Here is a 21,717-nt window from a genome sequence, read left to right on the forward strand (position 1 = left end):
GCGACAAGTAACGGATAACTTAAGACGCGGGGTTTCATACGATGATCCATATCTATTTTGCGGCAAAAGACGTGCGATGGGATGAATATGAGGCTCCCCTCCGCAAGGCGCTGGATGAAAAAGGGCTAAGCTACTCTCTGTCAGACAAATGCGACGACCCCTCGATCATTGATTATATTGTCTACGCTCCAAACGGACCGCTTAAAGATTTTTCGCCATTCAGCCGGGCAAAGGCCGTCTTGAGCCTCTGGGCTGGGGTTGAGGATGTTGTCGGCAATCCAACATTGAAAATTCCGCTGGCCCGGATGGTTGACAGCGGGCTAAGCGAAGGCATGGTCGAATGGGTAACAGGCCATGTTCTACGGCACCATTTAGGGATGGACCTGCATATTCATGGCCAGGACGGAGTTTGGCGCGACTATGTTCCACCGCTCGCGCGAACCAGAACTGTTGGCATTCTTGGGCTTGGTGCATTGGGGCAAGCCTGTGGAGAGGCCCTTTCAGCACTCAACTTCAATGTCCTTGGCTGGAGCAAAAGTAAAAAACAGCTTGATAATATCACGTGCCACAGTGGCGAAGAGGGTCTGAAAACTGTTCTGCGGTCCTCTGAAATTCTTGTTCTCTTGCTTCCCAAAACCCCGGAAACCGAGAATATCTTAAATATAGAAACGCTGGCACTCATGCCAAAAGGCGCTAAGATTATCAACCCTGGCCGCGGCCCGCTGATTAATGATGACGCGTTGCTTGCCGCACTTGATAGCGGGCAAACCGGCCATGCAACGTTAGATGTATTCCGTATCGAACCCTTGCCTGCTGACCATCCATACTGGGCACATCCGAACGTTACCGTTACCCCGCACATCGCCTCAGAAACGCGCAGCGATACCGCCAGTCAGGTCATCGCAGAAAACATACGCCGTGGCGAAGCAGGTTTGCCGTATCTGCATCTGGTTAACAGGACCGCTGGATACTAGCCTGTGCAAAAAGCACGTTCACCAAAGGATCGGTGGCTTTTTGGGGTCCGTTCCCGGGGCTTTGGGCGTCTCGGTCTTGACCGGTTCTAGCAGGTCGAACCGCAACCCGACACGCGCCAACTGAGCGCATAGCGGGTCTGACGCTCGAAAGAAGGCTACGTCAATAACTCCAGCCTCTACCCCACTAAACGTCAGAGCCTCACCTGTCGCCTGAGCAAGCGCAGTTTCCGCCCCCGGCACCGGATCAATATAGCCAAGCATATGCCCGCGTCGACCGTCCTCATAGACAACGGCAACCAGATAGGCAGAAGTAGCAAGCCCAACTGCTGTCGCAAGTTTCGTATCAAGCGCAACTATCAGGTTTTCCGGAAGCCCCTTGGGTGGTTCAAGCGACTCCGGTCTTTCAGAGACTTCCTCTGGCTTTTGGCTCAGCGTTTCGCTCAGCCAGCTAACGGCACCAGGTGGGATCAGAATTGACGACGGGGCGACACCAAGGTTTACCCCCAAACCTACCCCCTGCCCCTCAAGCATCTCCACAACCGCACGTCCGGACAAAACCGCATAGGGTGCAATACCCTCTGCAAATTCCGAAAGCCGCGCTTCGCGGTCAAAGACCAGCACAAAATGGGCATCTTCGACTTCGAAGATTTCTGGAAGAATCTGATCATCGCTTGGCTCTTTTTTCAACAACAGGAAAAGTTCACTGTCTGCCAGACGTTCAAAGAACTTCAGGCGCGCCACATCGTTGGTCTTGTCTGCTTCCATTGCGATATGGGCAGCGTCCAAAGGGGTCTTCTCAGTCATCATCTAACACTTTTCGTACTCGGGTTCTGAGAGCCGGTATCAGCTCTGCCTCAAACCATGGGTTTTTCTTGAGCCAACCAGTATTGCGCCAGGACGGATGGGGCAAGGGAAAGACGGCAGGTGCATAGTCCTGCCACGTCGAAACTGTCGCAGTTACGCCGTTGTTCGCAGCCGTACCCAAATGCCATTTTTGTGCATACCCCCCGATCGCAAGGATTAGAGGAACTTCTCCAAAAAGGTTCATCACCCTGCTGCGCCAGGTTTCTGCGCAAAGCTTTGGCGGCGGCAAATCTGAGCCTTTCGCGTTGTACCCCGGAAAACAGAAAGCCATTGGCAAAATCGATACGCGCGAACGATCATAAAATTCTTCATCCGTTACACCCAGCCAGTTGCGCAAGCGGTCCCCGGACGGGTCTGAAAATGGAATATTTGAAAGATGGACGCGCGCGCCCGGCGCCTGACCTACGATCAGAATGCGGGGTGCCGCGTCAAACCAGACAACAGGGTTAGGTCGATGCTGCGTTTCTGTTGCAGAGAAACGCTGAGCACAAAGCTGGCAAGTCGATATTTCAAATTGCAAACGGGCAAGATCATCAGTCATCCAGAGAATGTAACGAGCGCAAAGCATTGCCGCAATCGCATAGCAATGCCGGAAAATCAATTTCCAGCGAACGACGCTGTGATAAGGGTTTAGCAGTTGTATCGCGTTGCGTTAGCTCAAAAAGTTCACAATCAGCGTGAACCCAAGTAATACCGCAATCCATATAACCATGGACCCTGTCGGCCACGACTGCGCCATTCGTCCTTCTGGCCCGTGAGAATGATAGAGACGCGCAATCACAGCCCTGATCCTGGTTTGAGTAAAGTTTGATTGCGCCGCCCATACCTTTGAAAGAACACCTGAAACACTGCCAATTAAAACTGGCATCAAGCGCCTGTAGGTCCAGTCCGTATCAAGATTGACCGATTTTAATTCTGGCGGATAGATACCAGTCCGCATCAGTACCGTGAAAGCCAGTGCAGAAAAGAACAGAAGCTGCAGTTGGGTGACGACATGGGTCGTTGTGTAGGGCACGTAGTCCACATCAAAAGGCAACAGCGCATAAAGTGGCCCCGGAAACACGCCAATGGCAACGCATAAAAACGCAGTGAGGCCCATAGCAAGCAGCATGTGCAGTGGAGCCTCTTTCGGACGTAGTCCGCTATCATGAGCGAAAAAAGCAAAATACGGAATCTTGATGCCGGAATGGTGGAACACACCAGCCGAAGCAAAGAGCAAGATCGCCCATACGATGTAATATCCGTCGTGCGACGCAGCTGACAGGATAAGTGATTTAGAAATAAAACCTGAAAAAAGCGGGAACGCCGAGATCGATGCAGCCCCGATCACACAAAAGATCATGGTAAGCGGCATTGTCTTATATAGCCCCCCAAGTTCAGATCCTTTGGCAGTGCCGGTACGGAACAGCACAGCCCCAACGCTCATGAAAAGAAGGGCTTTGTAGAGAATATGCGCGAAGGCATGCGCTGCAGTACCATTGAGCGAGAGTTCAGTGCCGATTCCAATACCCACCACCATAAAACCGAGCTGGTTATTCAGACTATACGCCAACACCCGACGAAGATCGTTTTCGATTACAGCAAAGAAAATTGGAAACAGCGTCATGACCGCGCCGATATAAATGAGCATCTCGGTCCCCGGAAAGCCGCGAGCCAAAGCATAAACTGCAAGCTTGGTGGTAAAGGCTGAAAGGACCACGGTTCCGGTAACAGTAGCTGCCGGATAAGCGTCCTGAAGCCAGTTGTGCAGCAACGGGAAAGCGCATTTAATTCCGAAAGCCAGAAAAATAAGCCATGTCCCAATTGAACCAAGGGTCATTTTATCGAATGCGATAGATCCGCTCTCTCGATAAAAAAGCGCCGCCCCCGCCAGCAGAAGAACACCTGAACCGACCTGCACGATCAGGTATCTTACACCGGTGTGATAGGCACCTTCTGTGCGACGCGCCCAGATCAGGAAGACGGACGTGATTGCAGTGCCCTCCCAATAAAAGAAGAGCGTGATCAGGTCGCCCGCAAAAACCGCGCCGATAGCCGAGCCCGCATACAAAAGCGCCGCGAGTTGCTGAACCGTATCGCGAACATGCCAAGCATAAAGATTGCCGAGGAATGCTGCGATTGTGAAAATCAACGCAAAGATACGCGATAGGCGATCAACGCGCATAAATTCCAGATCAAGATTGAAAAAGCGTACGGTCCACAAGTTGCCTTCCGGCAATGACCACACGAAGAGACACGCAACAACAGGAACGGCCAACAGCAATGCTGCACGGGCATGACCTTTGGGCAAAGCCAGAAGTCCAGCTGCGCCCGCGAAGAAAAGAAAAGCAATTGGGAAGGTTTCAGCCATCGTGAGTTTTCCTCTCCAGCTGATCTTCCGGATACTTTTCGGATTCCACATCATAGGGCGCGTAGTAATCCTCGGGCCTCTTCAGAAATAAACGCATGATTTTGGCGCTGATTACAAGTGCTGCGCACATGAAGAATCCGTAAAGCGCGTAAAAACCCGGAAACTCCTCCACACCGAGGTATACGTGTTTATGGTACAGAAAGTCTGCGGTGAAGAGAATTGCGCAGACTATGTACAGCCCATAGACGATCCGATCGACATTCTTCTTCGTGTCGAGCCACAGCAGCGCGCGACCGAGTGTCGGCAGGTCTTCGGGCTTATCGTTCTGATCGATGCTCATTCGCAGTTCCCTAGTTCGGTACAACAATGGGCGACAAGAAATCCTGCAAATCGCCAGCGAAGAAAAACAGCACAATACAACCAATGGCAGTTATTGCCGGAGGCAGCCAGACCAGAAGGGGTGACTCTGCCATTCCTTCTATTGGTTCGGCATCCGGATCACTTAGGAAAAACCCGCGCCCAACCAACGGTAACAGATAGGCAACGTTTAACAACGAACTCGCCATCAGAACCCCTATCATCACCCACTGCCCCGTGTCTGCAGCCCCGACGATCAGCAACCACTTGCTCCATGATCCACCCAGCGGTGGGAGGCCGATAATAGAAAGCGCCCCGATCAGAAATGCGCCGAAGGTGATCGGCATGATGCGCCCAAGCCCCGTCATCTGGCTGATATTTGTTTTGTGTGTCGCAACGTAGATCGAGCCTGCGCACATAAAGAGCGTGATCTTGCCCATCGCGTGCATCGCGATATGCATCCCGCCACCAAGCGCACCCATCGAGGTTGCCAGCGCCATGCCAAGCGTAATGTAGGACAGTTGGCTGACCGTGGAGTAAGCGAGCCTTGCCTTGAGATTATCTTTCGTCATTGCAACAACAGAAGCTGCAATGATCGAGAAGGCCGCCAGCCACATCAACCACTCAGACGCACCTGTTTCCGCCAGGAAATCGATGCCAAAGATATAGATACCAACCTTAAGCATGGTGAACACACCTGCTTTCACAACAGCAACGGCGTGAAGCAAAGCGCTGACAGGAGTTGGCGCGACCATCGCTGCGGGCAGCCAGCGATGGAATGGCATCAAGGCAGCTTTGCCAATACCGAAGGCGTAAAGCGCAAGCAGAATGGCAACCATCGGCCCGGATATATGGCCTTCAAGAATACCACCTTTGGTGAAATCAAGCGTTCCGGTGATTGCATAAGTCCAGATCACGGCAACCAGTTGCAGCCCGATTGAGGTGCCGATCAGAATGCCAAGATACGTACGTGCGCCGCGGATCGCCTCTTCGGTGCCTTTGTGGGCGACCAGCGGATAGGTCGACAGCGTCAGCAGCTCGTAAAACAGGAACAGCGTGAACATGTTCGACGCAAAAGCGATGCCCATAACGGATGAAATTGCGAAAGAAAAACAGGCAAAGAACCTTGCATGGTGGCTTTCGTTGTTTCCACGCATATAGCCGATGCCATAGATGTGGGTCAGTATCCACAAACCGGATGCAACAATGGCAAACAGCAGGCCAAGCGGCTCAACATTGAACGCAATATCGATCCCCGGCAAAATTTCGAATAACACGAGCGGTTCAGTCGTTCCGTTTCCGACATTGCTGAGTATCGTCAGCACCGTAAGGAATGTTGCGACTGCAGCCGCTAGCGTAATGCCGTCACGCAGGTTCGGTTGTTTGCGAAACACAATATTTGTAACCGTCGCAAGCGCGGGGATCAGCATTGTCAGCAATATGGCTGTATTTGTTTCCACCTGTCGCCCTACCTAATGCAAACCGACTGGCCCAGCCAGCAGACCTTGGGCCGCCGTATGAGACGCAGTTAAAGTGATATCAGTTGCAAATCCGAAATAGATACAGGCAATCGCCATAATCCAGATCGGGACAAGCATCGAAAGAGGTGCTTCTTTGGCTTCAATGTCAGAGGCCGGTGATCTCAGGTACATCGCCTCAACAATACGCCAGACATAAATAACCGCCAGAAGCGACGACAATACGACCAGAATTGCAATTGGCCACCAGCCCTTTTCAAGAGCACCCTGCACCAACAGCCACTTGCTAAGGAATCCAGCGGTTCCCGGCACCCCGATAAGGCTGAGCCCGCCAATAACAATTGCGGCACTTGTCCAGGGCATCAGCTTGCCCATACCTTCGATCCTGTCGAAGAACGATCCACCGGATCGCAAAACCAGCGCCCCTACCCCCATGAACAGCACCGCCTTGGTGATCCCGTGGTTAAACAGATGCGCAACCGCTGCTGCGACACCGGATTCGTTCAGCAGGCCAATGCCAAGTAGCATGTAGCCAATCTGGGCGATACTGGAATAGGCAAGCAACCGTTTCAGATCCGTCTGGAATATTGCAATGAAAGACGCAGCAAACATCGCGAGGATCGCAAAGGGGATAATCATGAATTCAAGCGTGTTCACTTCGAACAAAAAGCTTGGCTGAAAGACCGAGAACAGGAACCGCATTAAAACATAAACAGCGACCTTGGTTGCCGTGGCTGCAAGAAAAGCGGTAACAGCGGAGGGTGCGTATGTGTAAGCGTTCGGCAACCACAGATGCAGCGGGTAAATGGCAACCTTGAGTCCGATGCCGACAACAATAAAGGCGAATGCTGCACGCACTGTCCGGTTGGCACCCTGATCCGCGATACGATCAGCCAGATCAGCCATGTTGAGCGTCCCGGTCGCCATGTAAAGCATACCAAGGCCAATCACAAAGAACGTCGCACCAATTGTGCCCATGATCAGGTAATCATATGCAGCGGTCAGCGCGCGCCGATCCCGGTAAGATCCCTGTGCAATAAGAACATAGGTTGAGAGCGATGAAATCTCGAGAAACACAAAGACGTTGAATGCATCGCCTGTAACGGCAACACCAAGCAAACCTGTTAAACACAACAGAAAGCAGGCGTAAAACAACGTGTGATGGCGCTCAGGTATTTCGGATTTCACGCTTTCCCGCGCGTATGGCAGCACAATCGTGCTGATCCCCGTCACAAGAAACAAAACGAAAGCATTCGCGGCATCAACCCGGTACTCAATCCCAAGCGGTGGCGCCCAGCCACCAATATGATACGAAATAAAGCCACCGTCGATGACGCTGAGCAGTAGCAGAAATGAAGTTACGAAAGACGCTGCACTTGCCAGAAAGGTGATTGGCCACGTCAGGCTACGACTGCCGAGTAATACACACAAAGGTGCTGCAACAAACGGCACGAGGATTGCAAGCACAGGCAGATGATCTGACAGCGTCATCGCAACGTGATGGGTCGTTTCAGTTGCCATTATGCGCGCCCGCCCATCGCTTCGCCGTGGAGTTTGTTTTCGGCAGCGGCGATCGCTTTCTCAATCTCCAGAATTTCGTGCTCTTCGATCGTGCCAAACTCTTCCCGGATACGGACGATAAGCGCCAAACCCAAAGACGTTGTCGCAATGCCAACAACAATTGCCGTCAGGATCAGAACATGCGGCAGCGGGTTCGAATACACTACATCCGGGTCAATAATCATGTCTGCCGGGAAAATTGGGGCGGTTCCACCTGTCACTTTCCCCATCGAAATGTAAAGCATGAAGACGGAGGTCTGGAAAATGTTCAGCCCAACGATCTTTTTCACCAGATTACCTTTGGCAACAACAATATAAAGCCCGGTCATCATCAACACGATAAACAGCCAATAGTTCATGTGTCCGACGATAAAATCCCAGGTGAATTCTCCGTTCATTACCATTCCTCGTCGCTGATACGGGGGGGGCGCGCTGCAAATGCGTAATAAACTGCGACCATCACACCGGTCACGGTAATACCGACACCCAATTCAACGATCAGAATTCCATAATGCTGGCCATGCTCGGGGTGATGTGGGCTAAATGCGCCGTAGTCGAGATATTCGTACCCAAGGAACAGGCTAACAATTCCGGTACCAGCGTAAATCAGAACACCAAGCGCGACCAACTTGTGCACCAACCAGGGCGGAAATACCTTCTGTGCCTTACGCAAGCTGAAGACAACACCGTAGAGGATGAAGGCAACCGCCATGATCACACCAGCCTGAAACCCGCCACCAGGTGAAAAGTCTCCGTGAAACTGAACATAGAAGGCAAAAAGAATTATGGTTCCGACCAAAAGTTTGGTGACGACACGTAAGATAAGGTGATGGCGCATCAGCTTTCCCCACTTTCTTCTTCTTCGTCTTCATCCTCGCGCCGTCGATGCAACCCGCTGATTAAAAGCAAAACACCGATTCCGGCGGTAAAGACCACGGCTGTCTCGCCAAGCGTGTCATACCCCCGATAGCTCGCCAAAATTGCTGTAACGACGTTGGGAACGCCAATCTCATGTGGGCTACGCTCCAGATAATCTGGCGAGACATGGGTTTGCGCTGGTGCGTCCGGCGACCCGAAATTCGGCATATCAAGCGTGCCGTACATCAGTGTCGCACCCGTAACCAAAACCACAAGTAACGGTATTGCAGGTGAATGGGTTGAGTGTTTGGCAACGCGCGACGTAAGCGCCAGCGTTCCAAGGACCAGAACTGTAGAAATACCGGCACCAACAGCGGCCTCGGTAAAGGCAACGTCAACCGCGTCAAGCACAACAAACAACAGGGCCGACAACAGGCTGAATACACCCGATAGCATGGCAATTGCGAACAGGCGTTGCATGCGTACGATCGCAATTGCCGTTGCAACCAGCATCGTGAAAAGCGTAATGTTAATAAAGGTTTCGATAACTCACCTGCCGCGCGTTTAAATTTTTGAATCGGGTTCAGAGCTCACCATTGGCTCTGTACCTCGAAGCCCTTCGGCCTCTTTGGGACGAAGACCTGAGACAAGCGCCGCATTTGCAACTGCATGTGTGGAAGTCGGACCAGTGATAAAAAGAAATATACCGATGATAATCAGCTTTACGGTCACAAGTGTAAAACCTGCCTGCAGGCACATCCCAACAAGAAGCAAAATCATGCCCGCTGAATCGGTAATCGATGCCGCGTGCAGGCGCGACCAGAAATCAGGAAACCGCCATGTTCCAAACGCGCCGACGATCACAAAGAATGAGCCTGAAAGTATAAAGAACCAGCTTAAGCCGGAGACGACAATCTCCCCGATACTCATGAACTCTGCTCCTCTTCGGGCTCAATATGAAGATGGTCGCCGATTGCCCGGTAACGAAAAAATTTCAGGATTGCGATTGTGCCAACGAAGTTAATAAGAGCGTAGAGAAGCGCTATATCCAGAAAATCCGGCCGCCCAAACAGAAACCCCATGATCCCTATCAGCAGCACCGTATGTGTGCCAAAGGAATTCACCGCAAGAACACGATCATAGAGCGTCGGACCAGCGAACAACCGGAACAGAACCAAAACCATTGCCATAAAAACTGCAATTGTTGCGACAGAAAACATCATTGGGCTTCGCTCATTTCAATGGCGCTTACACGCCTATCCATATCGGCAAGGGCGTCAATGTCCTCGTCCGTATAGGCAACAGCATGAACAAGAAAATGCCCCGGTTCCGTTTCAACGGTGATTGTCCCTGGCGTCAGTGTAATTGAGCTTGCATAAATCACCTGTGCAAGATCGCTTTTCTGCGTGTTCTGCACAGAAAAAAGATGCTGCCGCAAAGGCATTTGGGGTGACATGATTGTTTTGGTAACGGCCCAATTCGCTTTTGCAATCTCGACAAAAAGCCAAAGCATGTATTTCAGAACCTCAACTGGGCTCAGTCGCAACGCAACCCGGTCTTCATCAAGCGCATCCATTCGCTTCACAACGAAGATGACAATCAGGACGGAAACAACGCCAAATCCGACGATAAGGGGTTGGTAAATGCCCGAAAGCAGCAGCCAAAGGCCAAGCAAAACCACGAAAGAACCTAAAAATCGCAAATTTCGCCCCTTCAACGTCTAACCGCCGCTGCGCAAGAAGTGTAAAAACATCCTGCCCCGTTCGCCTTTTCTTGCCTAATGGCAGTTTCATTAAATTGCAACTATCGGTAATAAATTCAATCTGAAAAAGTCGGGAATACGGAAACCCATATACCTCTGATTGCACATTGTAAGGCCTACAAAACCTTGTGAGGGGATAAATTGTAACTTCTTTCTCACAATTGATGCATTATGACTGTTTTTGCGGGTTTTTAGGGTGGTTTACTCACGGTTACAGTGTAAATCTTTGTGAAGATCGGACATAATGCGAACAAACATGGCGCTTACAGGTGTCGTTAACAATAATCCGTTAAGGGTAGCAGGCCCCATCAGGCAGTGCTGAGGCGAGTGATGCTCGAGTTTGTAGATGTGAGTAAGTCCTTCTGGACCGGGACACAGCGCAAGGTAATACTTGATCGCGCGTCTTTTCGTGTCGAGATCGGAAATTCGCTCGGCATTCTTGCTCCTAACGGAACGGGTAAAACGACGCTCATTAATATGATGGCAGGGCTTGAGAAGCCAGACGAAGGCATCATAACACGAACATCGCGAATTTCTTTCCCTCTTGGATTTATGGGGGGCGTCGTAGGCAAACACACGGCTAAGGAAAATTCCCGTTATATCGCACGTTTATACGGTCTGGACCCCGATTATATTGAAGCATTCTGTCGTTGGCTTTGCGGCCTGAAAGAATACTTTGACATGCCTGTTGGCACGTACAGTGCGGGGATGCGCTCAAGATTTAATTTTGCGCTTTTACTGGCATTGGATTTTGACATCTATCTGATAGACGAAGGCATGCCAGGCACAACAGATGTGGAGTTCAACAAAAAGGCAGGTGCGATCCTAAAAGACCGGCTTGCAAACACGACGATCGTGATCGTGTCGCATCAAGCTAAGACACTTGAAAAATTCTGCCGTTCAGCAGCAGTCCTGCGCGATGGCAGGATTTATATGTTCGACACCTTGGAGGAGGCAAGAAAGCTTTATGACTACCAAACCCAAGGCTAAAAAATTCCGCATCCGGCGCGCCGGTTCGCTGGGAAGAGGCGACACCGCGCCGGAATCCAGCCCGCAAGACGGTTCAGCGTCTCCAAACATGGGCGCAGGAGCAGGACAACAACAGGTTATGCAAGGCGAAATTTCGAGCGCAGCAGAAGTTTCTGGCGAAGAGGCGCTTGCCGAAATCAGGAAAGAAGGACTTACTGGTCGGCAATTACGTATGGCGCGACGTGTCGCTCAACGACACGGCATCGCCGCGACGTCCGATTATGATGCCGTACGCCTGTTACGTGCCCGCGGCATTGACCCCTTCCAGCGGTCAAATATGCTTGAATTGGTTGTTGCGGAAAGCAATCAACAACAAGCACAGGACAACTTGCCACAGACCGTTCAGCAAGGTCAGCAACAGCTCCCATCAACCAAAGTCTTAGACGAAGACACGCGCGCCAGAGAAATTCGCAAGATCCAGCAGGATATTGTGCGACGGCGTCGCCGGAAGCTGGCGCTGTTAATGACCCGCCTGGCATTTTTCGTTTTATTGCCGACACTTATCGCAGGTTATTACTATTACAAAATCGCAACGCCGATTTACGCTACGAAATCTGAATTTGTTATCCAGCAATCTGAATCAGCCTCCGCCACTGGATTGGGCAGTATATTGGGGCCACAATTTGCGACCTCTCAGGACTCAATAACAGTCCAAAGTTATCTTCAATCGCGTGACGCGATGCTGCGGCTGAATGAAGAGCTTGGTTTTAAGGAACATTTCAGCCAGCCAGATCTGGACCCGATACTTCGCTTACCGCCAGACGCGACAAACGAAGCAGCGTATCGCGTTTACAGTAAATACGTAGTGATCTCCTTTGACCCGACTGAAGGCATTATAAAAATGGAGGTTGCCGCAGCTGACCCAGAAGTCAGCGCAGCCTTTTCAGAGGCATTGCTTGGGTATGCTGAAAGCATTGTTGATAACCTGTCTCAAAGACTTCGCGAAGATCAGATGCGCGGCGCACGAGAGAGTTTTGAAGATGCAGAGGCAAAACGCGGTCAGGCGCAGCGCAGGGTCATCGAACTGCAACAGGACTACGAAGTTATCAGCAGTGACGTCGAAATCAGTTTGCTGACAGGGCAAATATCGACACTTGAAACAGAATTGACGCAAAACCGACTGCAGCTGATCGAGCTCATGTCAAACTCGCGCCCGAACCCGGCCAGAGTTGATCCGTTAAAGCGGAGGATAGAAAATCTGGAAAACGCGATCGCTGAGATGCGCTCGTTGCTTACAGAGGGCGCGAAAGACGGCACCTCGCTTGCAGAGGTACAAAGCCAGCTTGCCGTGGCTCAGGCAGATCTTGAAACCCGGAACTTGATGATGCAGCAGTCGTTGCAACAACTTGAATCGGCGCGCATAGAGGCCAACCGCCAGACGCGATACTTGTCAACCGGCGTAAGCCCAACTCCCCCCGATGAAGCCACCTACCCGCGCAAGTTCGAGAACACGCTGTTGGCGTTTCTCATCTTTTCTGGCATATACCTCATGGTTTCCATCACGGCCTCAATCCTCCGCGAGCAGGTGACGTCCTGATAAGGAACTGCGTTTGAAACGGTGTATCAAACCTGACATACAAACACCCTACCCCTTATCCTTTGGGGCGGACCAGTATTTGGATTAAACCCTCAAATCCGGGCATTGCTTCGCAAAACAATATTGAACGAAAAAGAGATTTCCTATGGCTAACAAGACACCCAAACCGGATCAAACCGTGCATCTCAACACTTGGGAGTTTTTACGCGATCCCATGATCGCTCCCACCGGATTCCGGGAATACGATGCGCGTTGGAAATACCCCGAAGAAATTAACCTGCCGGGGATGACAGCATTGGGGCTTGGCCTTGGGACGCAGATGCGCAAACGTGGTATCGAACCCGTCATAGCTGTTGGGAACGACTATCGTGATTATTCGCTTGCGATAAAAAATGCCCTGATTATCGGGCTTATGCAGGCCGGAATTCATGTGCGTGATATTGGCCCGGCGCTCTCGCCGATGGCATATTTCAGTCAGTTTCATCTCAATGCGCCTGCTGTCGCCATGGTCACAGCCAGCCACAATCCAAACGGTTGGACCGGCGTTAAAATGGGCTTTGACCGCCCACTGACCCATGGGCCGGACGAGATGGCCGAATTGCGCGACATCGTGCTGAACGGGCTGGGTGAGGCGCACGTTGGTGGCCGATACGAACGCGTCGACGGCGTCATGGAAGCCTACCTTGACGACCTCGTTGGTGATTTTCGCATGACGCGCGCGCTAAAGGTCGTTTGCGCAACAGGCAATGGGACAGCGTCGGCCTTTGCACCGCTGCTTTTCAAGCGTCTCGGTGTCGAGGTTGTCGATCTGCATACAGAGCTTGACTACACCTTCCCAAACTACAACCCGAACCCCGAAGCCATGGAAATGCTGCATGATATGTCAGATGCTGTAAAAGCGTCGGGTGCCGACCTCGCGCTTGGCTTTGACGGGGATGGCGACCGTTGCGGTCTTGTCGATGACGAAGGCGAAGAGATTTTCGCCGATAAGGTTGGCGTCATCATGGCCCGGGATCTGGTAAAACTTTACCCCGGATCAACATTTGTCGCAGATGTAAAATCCACTGGTCTTTATGCTTCTGACCCGGAGTTGCAAGCGTATGGCGCAAAGGCTGATTACTGGAAAACTGGTCACAGCCATATGAAACGTCGCGTGCGCGACATTGGCGCTTTGGCCGGATTCGAAAAATCTGGCCACTATTTTCTGGCAGAACCCATTGGTCGCGGGTATGATTGTGGGCTGCGCGTGGCTGTCGAAATCTTCAAGTTGCTCGATCGGAATCCTGACAAATCAATGTCTGACCTGCGCCGCGCGTTACCCAAAACCTATGCAACACCAACAATGTCTCCCTATTGCGCCGACACTGAAAAATACGAAGTATTAGAGCGGCTTGTCGCCAAACTGGTCGCCTTGCACGACGCCGGAGGCACATTAGCTGGTCGCAAGATCGCACAGGTTGTCACCGTAAATGGAGCGCGCGTCATTCTGGACAACGGTGCATGGGGGTTGGTGCGTGCGTCTTCTAACACGCCCAATCTTGTGGTCGTTTGTGAAAGCCCGGAAAGCGACGCCGAAATGCGCGCTATCTTTAACGATATCGATGCGGTCATCCGAACCGAAGATGCGGTTGGTGCGTATGACCAGACGATCTGAGGTTGGAATTGTTTTAGGACTCTTATTCGGTAATTTTTCACGATTGAGGGCTTGAACTGTACCGCCGTCCGGCGTAAATAGCCGCTCACTGTTGGGGTGTGGCCTAGTGGCAGGGCAACGCTTTTTGGTAGCGCAGATCGTAGGTTCGAATCCTACCACCCCAGCCATCTAGCTTTTCCACTCTGAACATCAGCTACTCAAGGTTTCAGCCTTTCGAAAAGGCCCCAAATACTGCCCCAGTCTCGGTGAGCGGGATTCAGGTGCTGCGGGCGGGTGCTGAGGGGGTTCCTAGAGCTCCGCTAACACCTCGCTACGCTCCTCACCAACAGGGGCTGGGGAATAGGTATAAGTAATGGAAAAGGTAAGGATGAAGAGGCATGAAGAAGGATAGGTTTACCTGTCCGATATTCCTCTTTATTCTTCCTTTTTCTCTTCTCTAGAAGCCCTGAAACGATCCCGCCGATAACAGTAACCAGCGGTCCTCTCCGGTAGTCCTCGTTGAGCATAGTAGCTATCAGCAGAGGGGTTACTACCGGTCGACATGAACTGATCTAGCCCGGGGAACTCTTGCGTAACGGTTAGTGGGCCACCTATGTAAGTAATGATAGTTAAATTTATTATGAGGAAAGAAAGTGCCTAGATTTACTGATGAAGAATACGAGGATTTGGTCACTCGTCTTGAGAACTCTCATGAAGAGTTAGTTGGAAAAAATTTCGAAATGAGCGAGCTGTATGGCGACGCTTGGACAAAAGTTTCCAAAACGCAAATGGGTATAAAATTAAGTGCCGAAATTTCTGATCGAAGAGACGGTCGAATTGATAGATTAGTGAAGGTTGAAGAGGAAATCAAAGCTCCATATCACATCTTGTACCGCATCGTTTAGTCAAATTTCTATCAACCCACAGCACTCTCGCCCCCTCGACGTGCATCGCTGGTCTTCCCACAAAGAAGTCAACGAGCTGGTCGACGGTATCTGGGAAGAACACTTCAAAGACCATCATGTTCAGGTTTCAGGACCAAAACCAAAGGCCCGTTTCAAGGACCAATTGAAGGTTGTTCTTCTCGATCTTTATGTTGCCTGGACAACCGATCCCAAGCTCTCCATCGGTGTTTCCATGTCATCAAATGCTTGGCAAACAGGTTCTAGGTACAACGCTCTTCACCTCTCAAAGATCATCGTCACCTTCATTCACCGGCTGGCCGAAGTGGGCCTGATAGACCTGTCGAAGGGCAGCTACTCAGGTCCCGGCGTGGTGACCAACCGTAGTACCAGAATACGGGCTGCGGAACCGTTGCAAGAGGCCTTTGCTGAGGCACGTTTCGAGGTTGCTGACATCGAGGTGGCGGAGGGACGAGAAACACTTATTCTTCGATCAGATGATGGGCATGGACATCGATCAGCTCAGATCGACTATGAAGACACTGATTTCACGAATTCAACACGAGAGTTCCTCGAAGCCTACAACGCCTGTCTTTCTCAGCACTTCATTGATTTACCCCAGCTCGACCATCCTTACATCGAGCGCCCAATCCATACCGGGCCAAGAGCGGGTGAAGTTCAGAGAGTGCCAATAGGACCCAACAACGCCTTCGTACGTCGCGTATTCTCTCGGGGAAGCTGGGACCTCAACGGGCGCTTCTACGGGGGCTGGTGGCAGCAAATCGACAAGGAGTCCCGTGCGTGTATTCACATCGATGATGAGCCAACTGTTGAAGTGGATTTTCGTGGTCTTCACGTGGCGATACTCAGCAAAGAAATGGGGATTCCGCTCGAAGGTGATCCTTACCTTTTACCCGCTGGATTGCTCCCAAGCATTTCGGACGAAGAACAAAGAACCTTTGTAAAACAATTGGTTCTAACCGCTATCAACGCCAAGAATGAGAAGACAACCTACAGTGCTTTCAGAGATGGCTTTCCTGCTGGTAGTAACGGCAAGTCACTGACGAATGCGAAACTGAGAAAACTGCTCGATGCTTTCGTAACCAAACACCCGCATCTAAGTGATTGCCTTTGTTCTGATCAGGGCATTCGGCTAATGAACGTTGATAGCAAGATAGCGGCTGAAGTACTTGCTCATTTCACCAACCAATGGGTTCCTGTTCTGTGTGTACACGATAGCTTTATTGTCAATCACGAGAAAACCAATGAACTAATCGATGTCATGCAAGCTGTCACCACCGCCTACATAGGTGGCCCACTAACCGTTACGCAAGAGTTCCCCGGGCTAGATCAGTTCATGTCGACCGGTAGTAACCCCTCTGCTGATAGCTACTATGCTCAACGAGGACTACCGGAGAGGACCGCTGGTTACTGTTATCGGCGGGATCGTTTCAGGGCTTCTAGAGAAGAGAAAAAGGAAGAATAAAGAGGAATATCGGACAGGTAAACCTATCCTTCTTCATGCCTCTTCATCCTTACCTTTTCCATTACTTATACCTATTCCCCAGCCCCTGTTGGTGAGGAGCGTAGCGAGGTGTTAGCGGAGCTCTAGGAACCCCCTCAGCACCCGCCCGCAGCACCTGAATCCCGCTCACCGAGACTGGGGCAGTATTTGGGGCCTTTTCGAAAGGCTGAAACCTTGAGTAGCTGATGTTCAGAGTGGAAAAGCTAGATGGCTGGGGTGGTAGGAAACCCTGTACAACGATGATACCCATCAACCTCCGCCGCAGAGGTTGTCATCTGGGGCAGTTTCTGGGGCCTTTGGATTACTGAGCATCGCGAGGGACTGGTGCGAACTGAGGACGACCGAGAGCAACGAGGGCTGGTGGCGAACGAAGTGAGTGTGGGTGCGAACGAGGTGAGTGTTGGGTGTCGGATTGGCCGGTGGTAAATCAAACTCGAACTCGAATATACGTCCTGTCGTCGAATGAGCGACTCCCAATCTTCATTCCCTTAGTTGCAAAAAATTTGCTAATACACAGAGGATCTTCTTGCAAAATTTTTTCTAAATACCTTTCAGATGCTTCTAGCGTAGCCAAAGTCTTAGGGTATCCATCTGAGCATAAAACCACATCGCATGGTTCGTTTGGCAACACCACCGTTTCTCTATGTATTTTTGGCACAAAGGCTCCGTTTATCGCCCCGAAAGAAAACGGTGAATCAGTGGCTTTATTCATAAACACGCTTTGATTTCTTAAAAGAGGCAGAACCAATTCTCTCCCGAGGTCTTTCTTCATGAGTTCTCCCACAGAAGAGCCCGAAAATAGCGCCACTTGGTTGTACGCAGCACGCACCGCAGCAATATGCTGTTCCAATTTTCTACTCTGATTAAAAATCTTGTTGTTTACTCTGAAATTGCAATCTCCAACTCTCCAGATTTCACGTCGGAAACATGACAGTACAACTATTGAAGCCGTCGCGGTCTCGTTATTTTCATTAGAACGTGTCGCACTTTGCAACTGGACCCGATCTGAAAAAAGCTCAATAGCTTCATCGCAGGTCGCTCGCTGAGGCAGCGCTTTCACAGCTTCAGACAATTCCTCAGCAATTAGTTTTCCTGGAGTAACTTTACCTAAAGTCGGGTACTTGCTAGTCGAACCATCGATTACCGCTATAAATTCCTTTGTAATAACAAGCGCATCTTCACAATCAAATAATTCACCAGATCGGGATGCTATTGTTTTTTCAACAACCTTCATTCTTTCAGGCTTTCTTTCTTGATCTTCGAATTTTTGCAATCTTTACTAATTCTGGTTGAGAAACGTGCCGATCAGTAACTCGAGCCTTAACTACAGCAACGAAATCTCCGTAAAAAAGAAACCGGATTTTGTTCATCTCTGTTACGAAATAACGAGCAGCAGCTGTCGTCCCGTAGGTATGTGTGCCAGCTAATAAAACAATAGTCTTCTTTGGATTATGGGGATTGCGAATGCGAAGTATAAGCCCGAAGTCTGTACTTACATCATCGTTCTCGTAAAGAGGTACGAATTCTTCAATACTACTAGCATCTTTCCATTTCAGCGCTGGTTCAAGTAATTCAACTGGGATTTCATTTTTTGCCATGTCCAAAATTTCTTTAGCGATGCGGTTGTTCTTAGGACCACCTAAAATAATTAGGTCTTGTTCCGCTCGGTCCCCAATTTCGTCATCCGACATCATAATTCTTTGAGTATCAATATCCCGATACGCTTGAGATAGTGATGGCATTAAAATGGCCAAAGCTCGAATCTGACCTAGTCCAGACGAAAAGCGAATATAGGTTTCCGTGATGGTTTTGGCTGATGTTGATATACAAATAACCAATTCTTCAGGCTTTTTTAGACGCCAAATTCGCTTTGCAGAAAAGGTCCTGCTTAGGCGTACGGCTAGGACAGTAATAACCATTAAGACAAGGCCGCCAATCAGACTGGCTGACGAATTAATTAGGTAATTGATCAAGACTTAATTCCTTTAAAAACTCCCGTAATTGTAGATCACATTCGGCCCCTATCGAAAACCAAATTCGTCACATGTTGTTTGGGATACGCTAATAGTCTGGGATCAGCGCCCACAGCAAACATTCAACAGGGTTTGGGAACTCGCTTAATCCACGAAAACATCTTTTACTTTAGTTCCAATATCCGCTCTATAACCTAGTCGCAGCTACAACGAAGTTAGTCCAAATTCTCGCACGCGGGAAGCTTAGACGAAACCATTTCTGGACTGGGCCTAATAAGTTCCGGAAGCTCCTGCAGAACTTCGTCCATGACCTCTGCTGTGATTTCGCTGACTTCGCACGAGTAGTCGCTGAATGTCCCCTCCGCGTTTTCTTCCTGCCATTGATAGTAATCGTAGGCTTCAAATGAAATTGCGACGCCGCTACCCAAGACCGGAACGGCAACCATCATCCTGCGAAGACGTCCCTTCGCCTTTTCCCTACTGATAGCCTTCGCTATCTGGCGTCGATGCCTGACTGCTGTTGACGCCGCCGAAGCGGTCATCGTTGCCACCTTGAGCGAGAGGTTCATGGCCCAGATACCCAGCCCGATAGCTGAGAAAGCCAATGAAGCTGAGAACCAAAGTAGAAAGGTCACGTTTCGAACGATCTTTAGAGTCCTGACAATCAATGCTTTTCCCTCTGTATCGCCTCGTTGGCCCTTTATTCCCTCTTTCCAAGCCAAATGCACAAAATAATTCTAGGCATCACCCCTGAACAATTGCACTGTCGTCAGAAGTTAGACGGTAGATTGAAACTAAATCGAATGAGGACCTAATTTCGATAGATCAGGGGTCAGTAGTCGAAAGACGGGATAGCGATGGCAGAGCCTAAACTAACCAAATCGGATTTCCTTGAATATCGCCACTGTGCGAAGGCATTTTGGTTGAAGAAAAACAAACCCGATGCTGTTCATTGGCCAACGCCTACCGCTTTCGACCGACTGTTGATGATGGATGGGCAAGCTGTTGAAGTGGAGGCTAGAAAGCTTGTCGAGAGCTGGGATGGTGGCCCCTACGAGTTTCAAGTAACCTTCGATAGCCCAGACGGATTGCTTGCTCGCGCTGATCTGGTTGAACGGTTGGACGACGGTCAGATTGATCTATTCGAAGTAAAAGCATCGACATCTCTCAAAAGTTCATCGGGTGCGAACCACATCGTGGATGCTGCATTTCAAACTCTTGTGGCTGAGCAAAGTGGTGCAAGTGTCAGGAAAGCATTTATAATTCATGTCAACGGTGACTACGTTCGCAAGGGCGATGTCGATCCAGAGGGATTGCTACGGATAGTTGAGGTGACCAAAGAGGTGCGCTCCCTCCTTCCCAAACTCGAAGACGAAGTAGTCAAAGCTTTAGCCCTCGTCTCGGAGGAAACCATCGATGAAAACGGCTGCTCCTGCCGGTTCATTGGTAGCCGGGAGAAGCAATGCGCCGCTTTCGATTATTTCAATCCGGATGTGCCCGATCTTTCTATTTATCTCCTTCCTAGAGTTTCGAAAACAGTGTTAGAGAAGTTCGTTGGCGAAGGAAGGCTGGCTCTCACCGACCTAGACGTTTCGGAAGTCACCAACCTTCAGAAACCCGTCTTGATGGCTGCTAAAACCGGGCAACCACAAGTAAACAAAAAACTGATAACCAAATTCCTGAATGCGCTCGAATGGCCGCTGTATTTCTATGACTATGAAACCTTTGCCTCCGCAATTCCGATGTACGAGGGGTTTAGCCCTCATAAAGCGATGCCGGTTCAGTATTCTCTTCATGTCTTAGAAGAGAACGGCGAACTCTCCCACAGGGAATTCCTATCTGACCGACCGGGGGAGCAAAGAGAACTCGTTGAACAGCTATCCAAAGAAATTGGTGATTTCGGTAGTTTGGTATCCTGGAACAAGCAGTTTGAGATCGGCTGCAACAAGTGCTTGGCAAAGATGTTCCCTGACTACGCTGAATTTTTAGACGCATTGAACGAGCGAACCGTTGACCTTATGACCGTTTTCAAGGCTAGCTACGTGGACATTGGTTTTGAAGGATCTACCTCGATAAAGAAGGTCCTTCCCGTGGTGTGCCCCGACCTCAAATACAATGAAGATGCTGTCCATGACGGGGGCGGCGCGATGGCGGCATGGTTGGCGCTCGTTGAAACGAAAGATGAAGAGGAAAGACAAGGTATTGCGACAGAACTGCGGGAATACTGCGAGCTTGATACGCTAGCGATGGTTGAAATTTATCGGTTTCTCGCGGATGATGTCCTCGGTGAACCAGAGCGCTAGGAGTAGGTTATGACGGAGGCAAACGCTACTCTCATAGACGGGCAAGTTTCGGAAGCCGATCACCGAATTGCCGCTTACGCAATCTATTGCGTCACGCACAAACAGTTTTCACTTGGCAACATCTCATTAAAGCGGGCGAACAATATAGTTGGGAATATGCTTGCTGCCACGCCATTCGGGTGGCGGGTGGTTGGAATTACACCAAGCGCGTTGAGTCTATTTCATGATTCCAATTTCCGTGTCAGGCCCAAGGGCATTCAAAGAGCGCATATTTTCAATCGAATAGACACAGTAAAAGAACTACTGAATTGTGATATTCCTGTTGAGCCGGAGGAATTATTTAGAACATGGGAATTGCGGGATAAAACCATCCTCTGCTTGAATAAAGAGAACCGGCGAATTTCTGAGCATAAGCATTTTAAAATAGCAAACCCAAACGGCCTCCACTTTACGAATGCGTATATTGGTTACTCTTACTCACCGCAGCGGGATGGCCAATTTCTAAGAGAACTTTGGGAAAAACATAGTGCTAGCTAACAAGGCACTGCAATACAACGATGCAAATTACTGGTTGGCTTAACCTTTCATGTTTCGACATCTGGTTCACCCCAC

The 21,717-nt window shown here is 50.2% G+C and carries 23 protein-coding genes and 1 tRNA gene; 9 read left to right on the forward strand and 15 right to left on the reverse strand.

Going from position 1 to position 21,717, the window contains the following annotated elements:
• Nucleotides 1–41 precede the first annotated feature (41 nt).
• Nucleotides 42–974 (forward strand): 2-hydroxyacid dehydrogenase, encoded by a 933-nt coding sequence (locus tag J4E70_RS16125; RefSeq protein ID WP_213890680.1) that lies wholly within the window; start codon nt 42–44, stop codon nt 972–974.
• Nucleotides 975–992: 18 nt separating this feature from the next.
• Here the strand turns inward: J4E70_RS16125 and J4E70_RS16130 are convergent, their stop codons facing one another.
• From J4E70_RS16130 to J4E70_RS16185, 12 genes are all read right to left on the reverse strand, one after another.
• Nucleotides 993–1,778 (reverse strand): SseB family protein, encoded by a 786-nt coding sequence (locus J4E70_RS16130; protein WP_213890681.1) that lies wholly within the window; start codon nt 1,776–1,778, stop codon nt 993–995.
• Nucleotides 1,771–2,379: a uracil-DNA glycosylase family protein gene (locus J4E70_RS16135; protein ID WP_213890682.1), complete on the reverse strand. Its 609-nt coding sequence runs from the start codon at nt 2,377–2,379 to the stop codon at nt 1,771–1,773. Before J4E70_RS16135 ends, J4E70_RS16130 begins: the two co-directional genes overlap by 8 nt.
• A 111-nt stretch (nt 2,380–2,490) precedes the next feature.
• A complete protein-coding gene (locus J4E70_RS16140; RefSeq protein WP_213890683.1) occupies nt 2,491–4,188 on the reverse strand; it encodes a Na(+)/H(+) antiporter subunit D in 1,698 nt (565 codons plus the stop codon).
• Entirely contained in the window at nt 4,181–4,528 is a 348-nt protein-coding gene (locus tag J4E70_RS16145; protein WP_213890684.1) for a hypothetical protein, read from the reverse strand. The genes J4E70_RS16140 and J4E70_RS16145 overlap by 8 nt, the downstream gene beginning before the upstream one ends.
• Before the next feature lie 10 nt (nt 4,529–4,538).
• The gene (locus J4E70_RS16150; protein ID WP_247078988.1) at nt 4,539–6,005 is read right to left on the reverse strand and encodes a monovalent cation/H+ antiporter subunit D family protein; all 1,467 of its coding nucleotides are present in this window, start codon (nt 6,003–6,005) and stop codon (nt 4,539–4,541) included.
• Between the two features lie 12 nt (nt 6,006–6,017).
• Nucleotides 6,018–7,544 (reverse strand): monovalent cation/H+ antiporter subunit D family protein, encoded by a 1,527-nt coding sequence (locus J4E70_RS16155; protein ID WP_213890685.1) that lies wholly within the window; start codon nt 7,542–7,544, stop codon nt 6,018–6,020.
• The gene (locus tag J4E70_RS16160; RefSeq protein ID WP_213890686.1) at nt 7,544–7,981 is read right to left on the reverse strand and encodes a cation:proton antiporter subunit C; all 438 of its coding nucleotides are present in this window, start codon (nt 7,979–7,981) and stop codon (nt 7,544–7,546) included. The genes J4E70_RS16155 and J4E70_RS16160 overlap by 1 nt, the downstream gene beginning before the upstream one ends.
• Entirely contained in the window at nt 7,981–8,421 is a 441-nt protein-coding gene (locus tag J4E70_RS16165; protein ID WP_246531807.1) for a Na(+)/H(+) antiporter subunit B, read from the reverse strand. The genes J4E70_RS16160 and J4E70_RS16165 overlap by 1 nt, the downstream gene beginning before the upstream one ends.
• Nucleotides 8,421–8,987, reverse strand: a complete 567-nt coding sequence (locus J4E70_RS16170) for a DUF4040 domain-containing protein (protein ID WP_343229473.1) — start codon at nt 8,985–8,987, stop codon at nt 8,421–8,423. The genes J4E70_RS16165 and J4E70_RS16170 overlap by 1 nt, the downstream gene beginning before the upstream one ends.
• A gap of 18 nt (nt 8,988–9,005) precedes the next feature.
• Nucleotides 9,006–9,371 carry a monovalent cation/H(+) antiporter subunit G gene (mnhG, locus tag J4E70_RS16175; protein WP_213890688.1) on the reverse strand — a complete coding sequence of 122 codons (366 nt, stop codon included), beginning with the start codon at nt 9,369–9,371 and terminating at the stop codon, nt 9,006–9,008.
• Entirely contained in the window at nt 9,368–9,664 is a 297-nt protein-coding gene (locus tag J4E70_RS16180) for an MrpF/PhaF family protein (protein WP_246531808.1), read from the reverse strand. The genes mnhG and J4E70_RS16180 overlap by 4 nt, the downstream gene beginning before the upstream one ends.
• Entirely contained in the window at nt 9,661–10,143 is a 483-nt protein-coding gene (locus J4E70_RS16185) for a Na+/H+ antiporter subunit E (protein ID WP_246531809.1), read from the reverse strand. The genes J4E70_RS16180 and J4E70_RS16185 overlap by 4 nt, the downstream gene beginning before the upstream one ends.
• A gap of 390 nt (nt 10,144–10,533) precedes the next feature.
• Between J4E70_RS16185 and J4E70_RS16190 the strand changes: the two genes are divergently transcribed.
• From J4E70_RS16190 to J4E70_RS16215, 6 genes are all read left to right on the forward strand, one after another.
• Nucleotides 10,534–11,193 carry an ABC transporter ATP-binding protein gene (locus J4E70_RS16190; RefSeq protein WP_213890689.1) on the forward strand — a complete coding sequence of 220 codons (660 nt, stop codon included), beginning with the start codon at nt 10,534–10,536 and terminating at the stop codon, nt 11,191–11,193.
• Entirely contained in the window at nt 11,171–12,769 is a 1,599-nt protein-coding gene (locus tag J4E70_RS16195; RefSeq protein WP_213890690.1) for a KpsE/RkpR family capsule polysaccharide export protein, read from the forward strand. The genes J4E70_RS16190 and J4E70_RS16195 overlap by 23 nt, the downstream gene beginning before the upstream one ends.
• A gap of 145 nt (nt 12,770–12,914) precedes the next feature.
• A complete protein-coding gene (locus J4E70_RS16200) occupies nt 12,915–14,423 on the forward strand; it encodes a phosphomannomutase/phosphoglucomutase (RefSeq protein ID WP_246531810.1) in 1,509 nt (502 codons plus the stop codon).
• A 92-nt stretch (nt 14,424–14,515) separates the two neighbouring features.
• Nucleotides 14,516–14,590, forward strand: a tRNA-Gln gene (locus J4E70_RS16205).
• A 465-nt stretch (nt 14,591–15,055) separates the two neighbouring features.
• Nucleotides 15,056–15,307 (forward strand): hypothetical protein, encoded by a 252-nt coding sequence (locus J4E70_RS16210; protein ID WP_213890691.1) that lies wholly within the window; start codon nt 15,056–15,058, stop codon nt 15,305–15,307.
• 40 nt (nt 15,308–15,347) lie between these two features.
• Nucleotides 15,348–16,790, forward strand: a complete 1,443-nt coding sequence (locus J4E70_RS16215; RefSeq protein WP_213890692.1) for a hypothetical protein — start codon at nt 15,348–15,350, stop codon at nt 16,788–16,790.
• Between the two features lie 466 nt (nt 16,791–17,256).
• Here J4E70_RS16215 and J4E70_RS16220 read toward each other — a convergent pair whose 3' ends face one another.
• From J4E70_RS16220 to J4E70_RS16230, 3 genes are all read right to left on the reverse strand, one after another.
• On the reverse strand, nt 17,257–18,102 hold the full coding sequence (locus J4E70_RS16220; protein WP_213890693.1) for a hypothetical protein: 846 nt from the start codon (nt 18,100–18,102) through the stop codon (nt 17,257–17,259).
• Nucleotides 18,068–18,802: a hypothetical protein gene (locus tag J4E70_RS16225; protein WP_213890694.1), complete on the reverse strand. Its 735-nt coding sequence runs from the start codon at nt 18,800–18,802 to the stop codon at nt 18,068–18,070. The genes J4E70_RS16220 and J4E70_RS16225 overlap by 35 nt, the downstream gene beginning before the upstream one ends.
• A gap of 215 nt (nt 18,803–19,017) precedes the next feature.
• Nucleotides 19,018–19,470, reverse strand: coding sequence for a hypothetical protein (locus J4E70_RS16230; protein ID WP_246531811.1), 453 nt, complete (start codon nt 19,468–19,470; stop codon nt 19,018–19,020).
• A 189-nt stretch (nt 19,471–19,659) separates the two neighbouring features.
• Between J4E70_RS16230 and J4E70_RS16235 the strand changes: the two genes are divergently transcribed.
• Nucleotides 19,660–21,105: a DUF2779 domain-containing protein gene (locus tag J4E70_RS16235; RefSeq protein WP_213890695.1), complete on the forward strand. Its 1,446-nt coding sequence runs from the start codon at nt 19,660–19,662 to the stop codon at nt 21,103–21,105.
• 9 nt (nt 21,106–21,114) lie between these two features.
• Complete coding sequence (locus tag J4E70_RS16240; protein ID WP_213890696.1) at nt 21,115–21,642, forward strand: hypothetical protein; 528 nt, start codon at nt 21,115–21,117, stop codon at nt 21,640–21,642.
• Nucleotides 21,643–21,717 lie beyond the last annotated feature (75 nt).

Origin of the sequence: Pseudohalocynthiibacter aestuariivivens, assembly GCF_018457175.1 — a bacterium.
Lineage (GTDB): Bacteria > Pseudomonadota > Alphaproteobacteria > Rhodobacterales > Rhodobacteraceae > Pseudohalocynthiibacter > Pseudohalocynthiibacter aestuariivivens.

What these genes read in the sequence shown, in the direction of transcription:
- J4E70_RS16125 (WP_213890680.1), top strand. Translation starts at nt 42, where the DNA reads ATGATCCATATCTATTTTGCGGCAAAAGACGTGCGATGGGATGAATAT.
- J4E70_RS16130 (WP_213890681.1), bottom strand. Translation starts at nt 1,778, where the DNA reads ATGACTGAGAAGACCCCTTTGGACGCTGCCCATATCGCAATGGAAGCA.
- J4E70_RS16135 (WP_213890682.1), bottom strand. Translation starts at nt 2,379, where the DNA reads ATGACTGATGATCTTGCCCGTTTGCAATTTGAAATATCGACTTGCCAG.
- J4E70_RS16140 (WP_213890683.1), bottom strand. Translation starts at nt 4,188, where the DNA reads ATGGCTGAAACCTTCCCAATTGCTTTTCTTTTCTTCGCGGGCGCAGCT.
- J4E70_RS16145 (WP_213890684.1), bottom strand. Translation starts at nt 4,528, where the DNA reads ATGAGCATCGATCAGAACGATAAGCCCGAAGACCTGCCGACACTCGGT.
- J4E70_RS16155 (WP_213890685.1), bottom strand. Translation starts at nt 7,544, where the DNA reads ATGGCAACTGAAACGACCCATCACGTTGCGATGACGCTGTCAGATCAT.
- J4E70_RS16160 (WP_213890686.1), bottom strand. Translation starts at nt 7,981, where the DNA reads ATGAACGGAGAATTCACCTGGGATTTTATCGTCGGACACATGAACTAT.
- J4E70_RS16165 (WP_246531807.1), bottom strand. Translation starts at nt 8,421, where the DNA reads ATGCGCCATCACCTTATCTTACGTGTCGTCACCAAACTTTTGGTCGGA.
- mnhG (WP_213890688.1), bottom strand. Translation starts at nt 9,371, where the DNA reads ATGAGTATCGGGGAGATTGTCGTCTCCGGCTTAAGCTGGTTCTTTATA.
- J4E70_RS16180 (WP_246531808.1), bottom strand. Translation starts at nt 9,664, where the DNA reads ATGATGTTTTCTGTCGCAACAATTGCAGTTTTTATGGCAATGGTTTTG.
- J4E70_RS16190 (WP_213890689.1), top strand. Translation starts at nt 10,534, where the DNA reads ATGCTCGAGTTTGTAGATGTGAGTAAGTCCTTCTGGACCGGGACACAG.
- J4E70_RS16195 (WP_213890690.1), top strand. Translation starts at nt 11,171, where the DNA reads ATGACTACCAAACCCAAGGCTAAAAAATTCCGCATCCGGCGCGCCGGT.
- J4E70_RS16200 (WP_246531810.1), top strand. Translation starts at nt 12,915, where the DNA reads ATGGCTAACAAGACACCCAAACCGGATCAAACCGTGCATCTCAACACT.
- J4E70_RS16235 (WP_213890695.1), top strand. Translation starts at nt 19,660, where the DNA reads ATGGCAGAGCCTAAACTAACCAAATCGGATTTCCTTGAATATCGCCAC.
- J4E70_RS16240 (WP_213890696.1), top strand. Translation starts at nt 21,115, where the DNA reads ATGACGGAGGCAAACGCTACTCTCATAGACGGGCAAGTTTCGGAAGCC.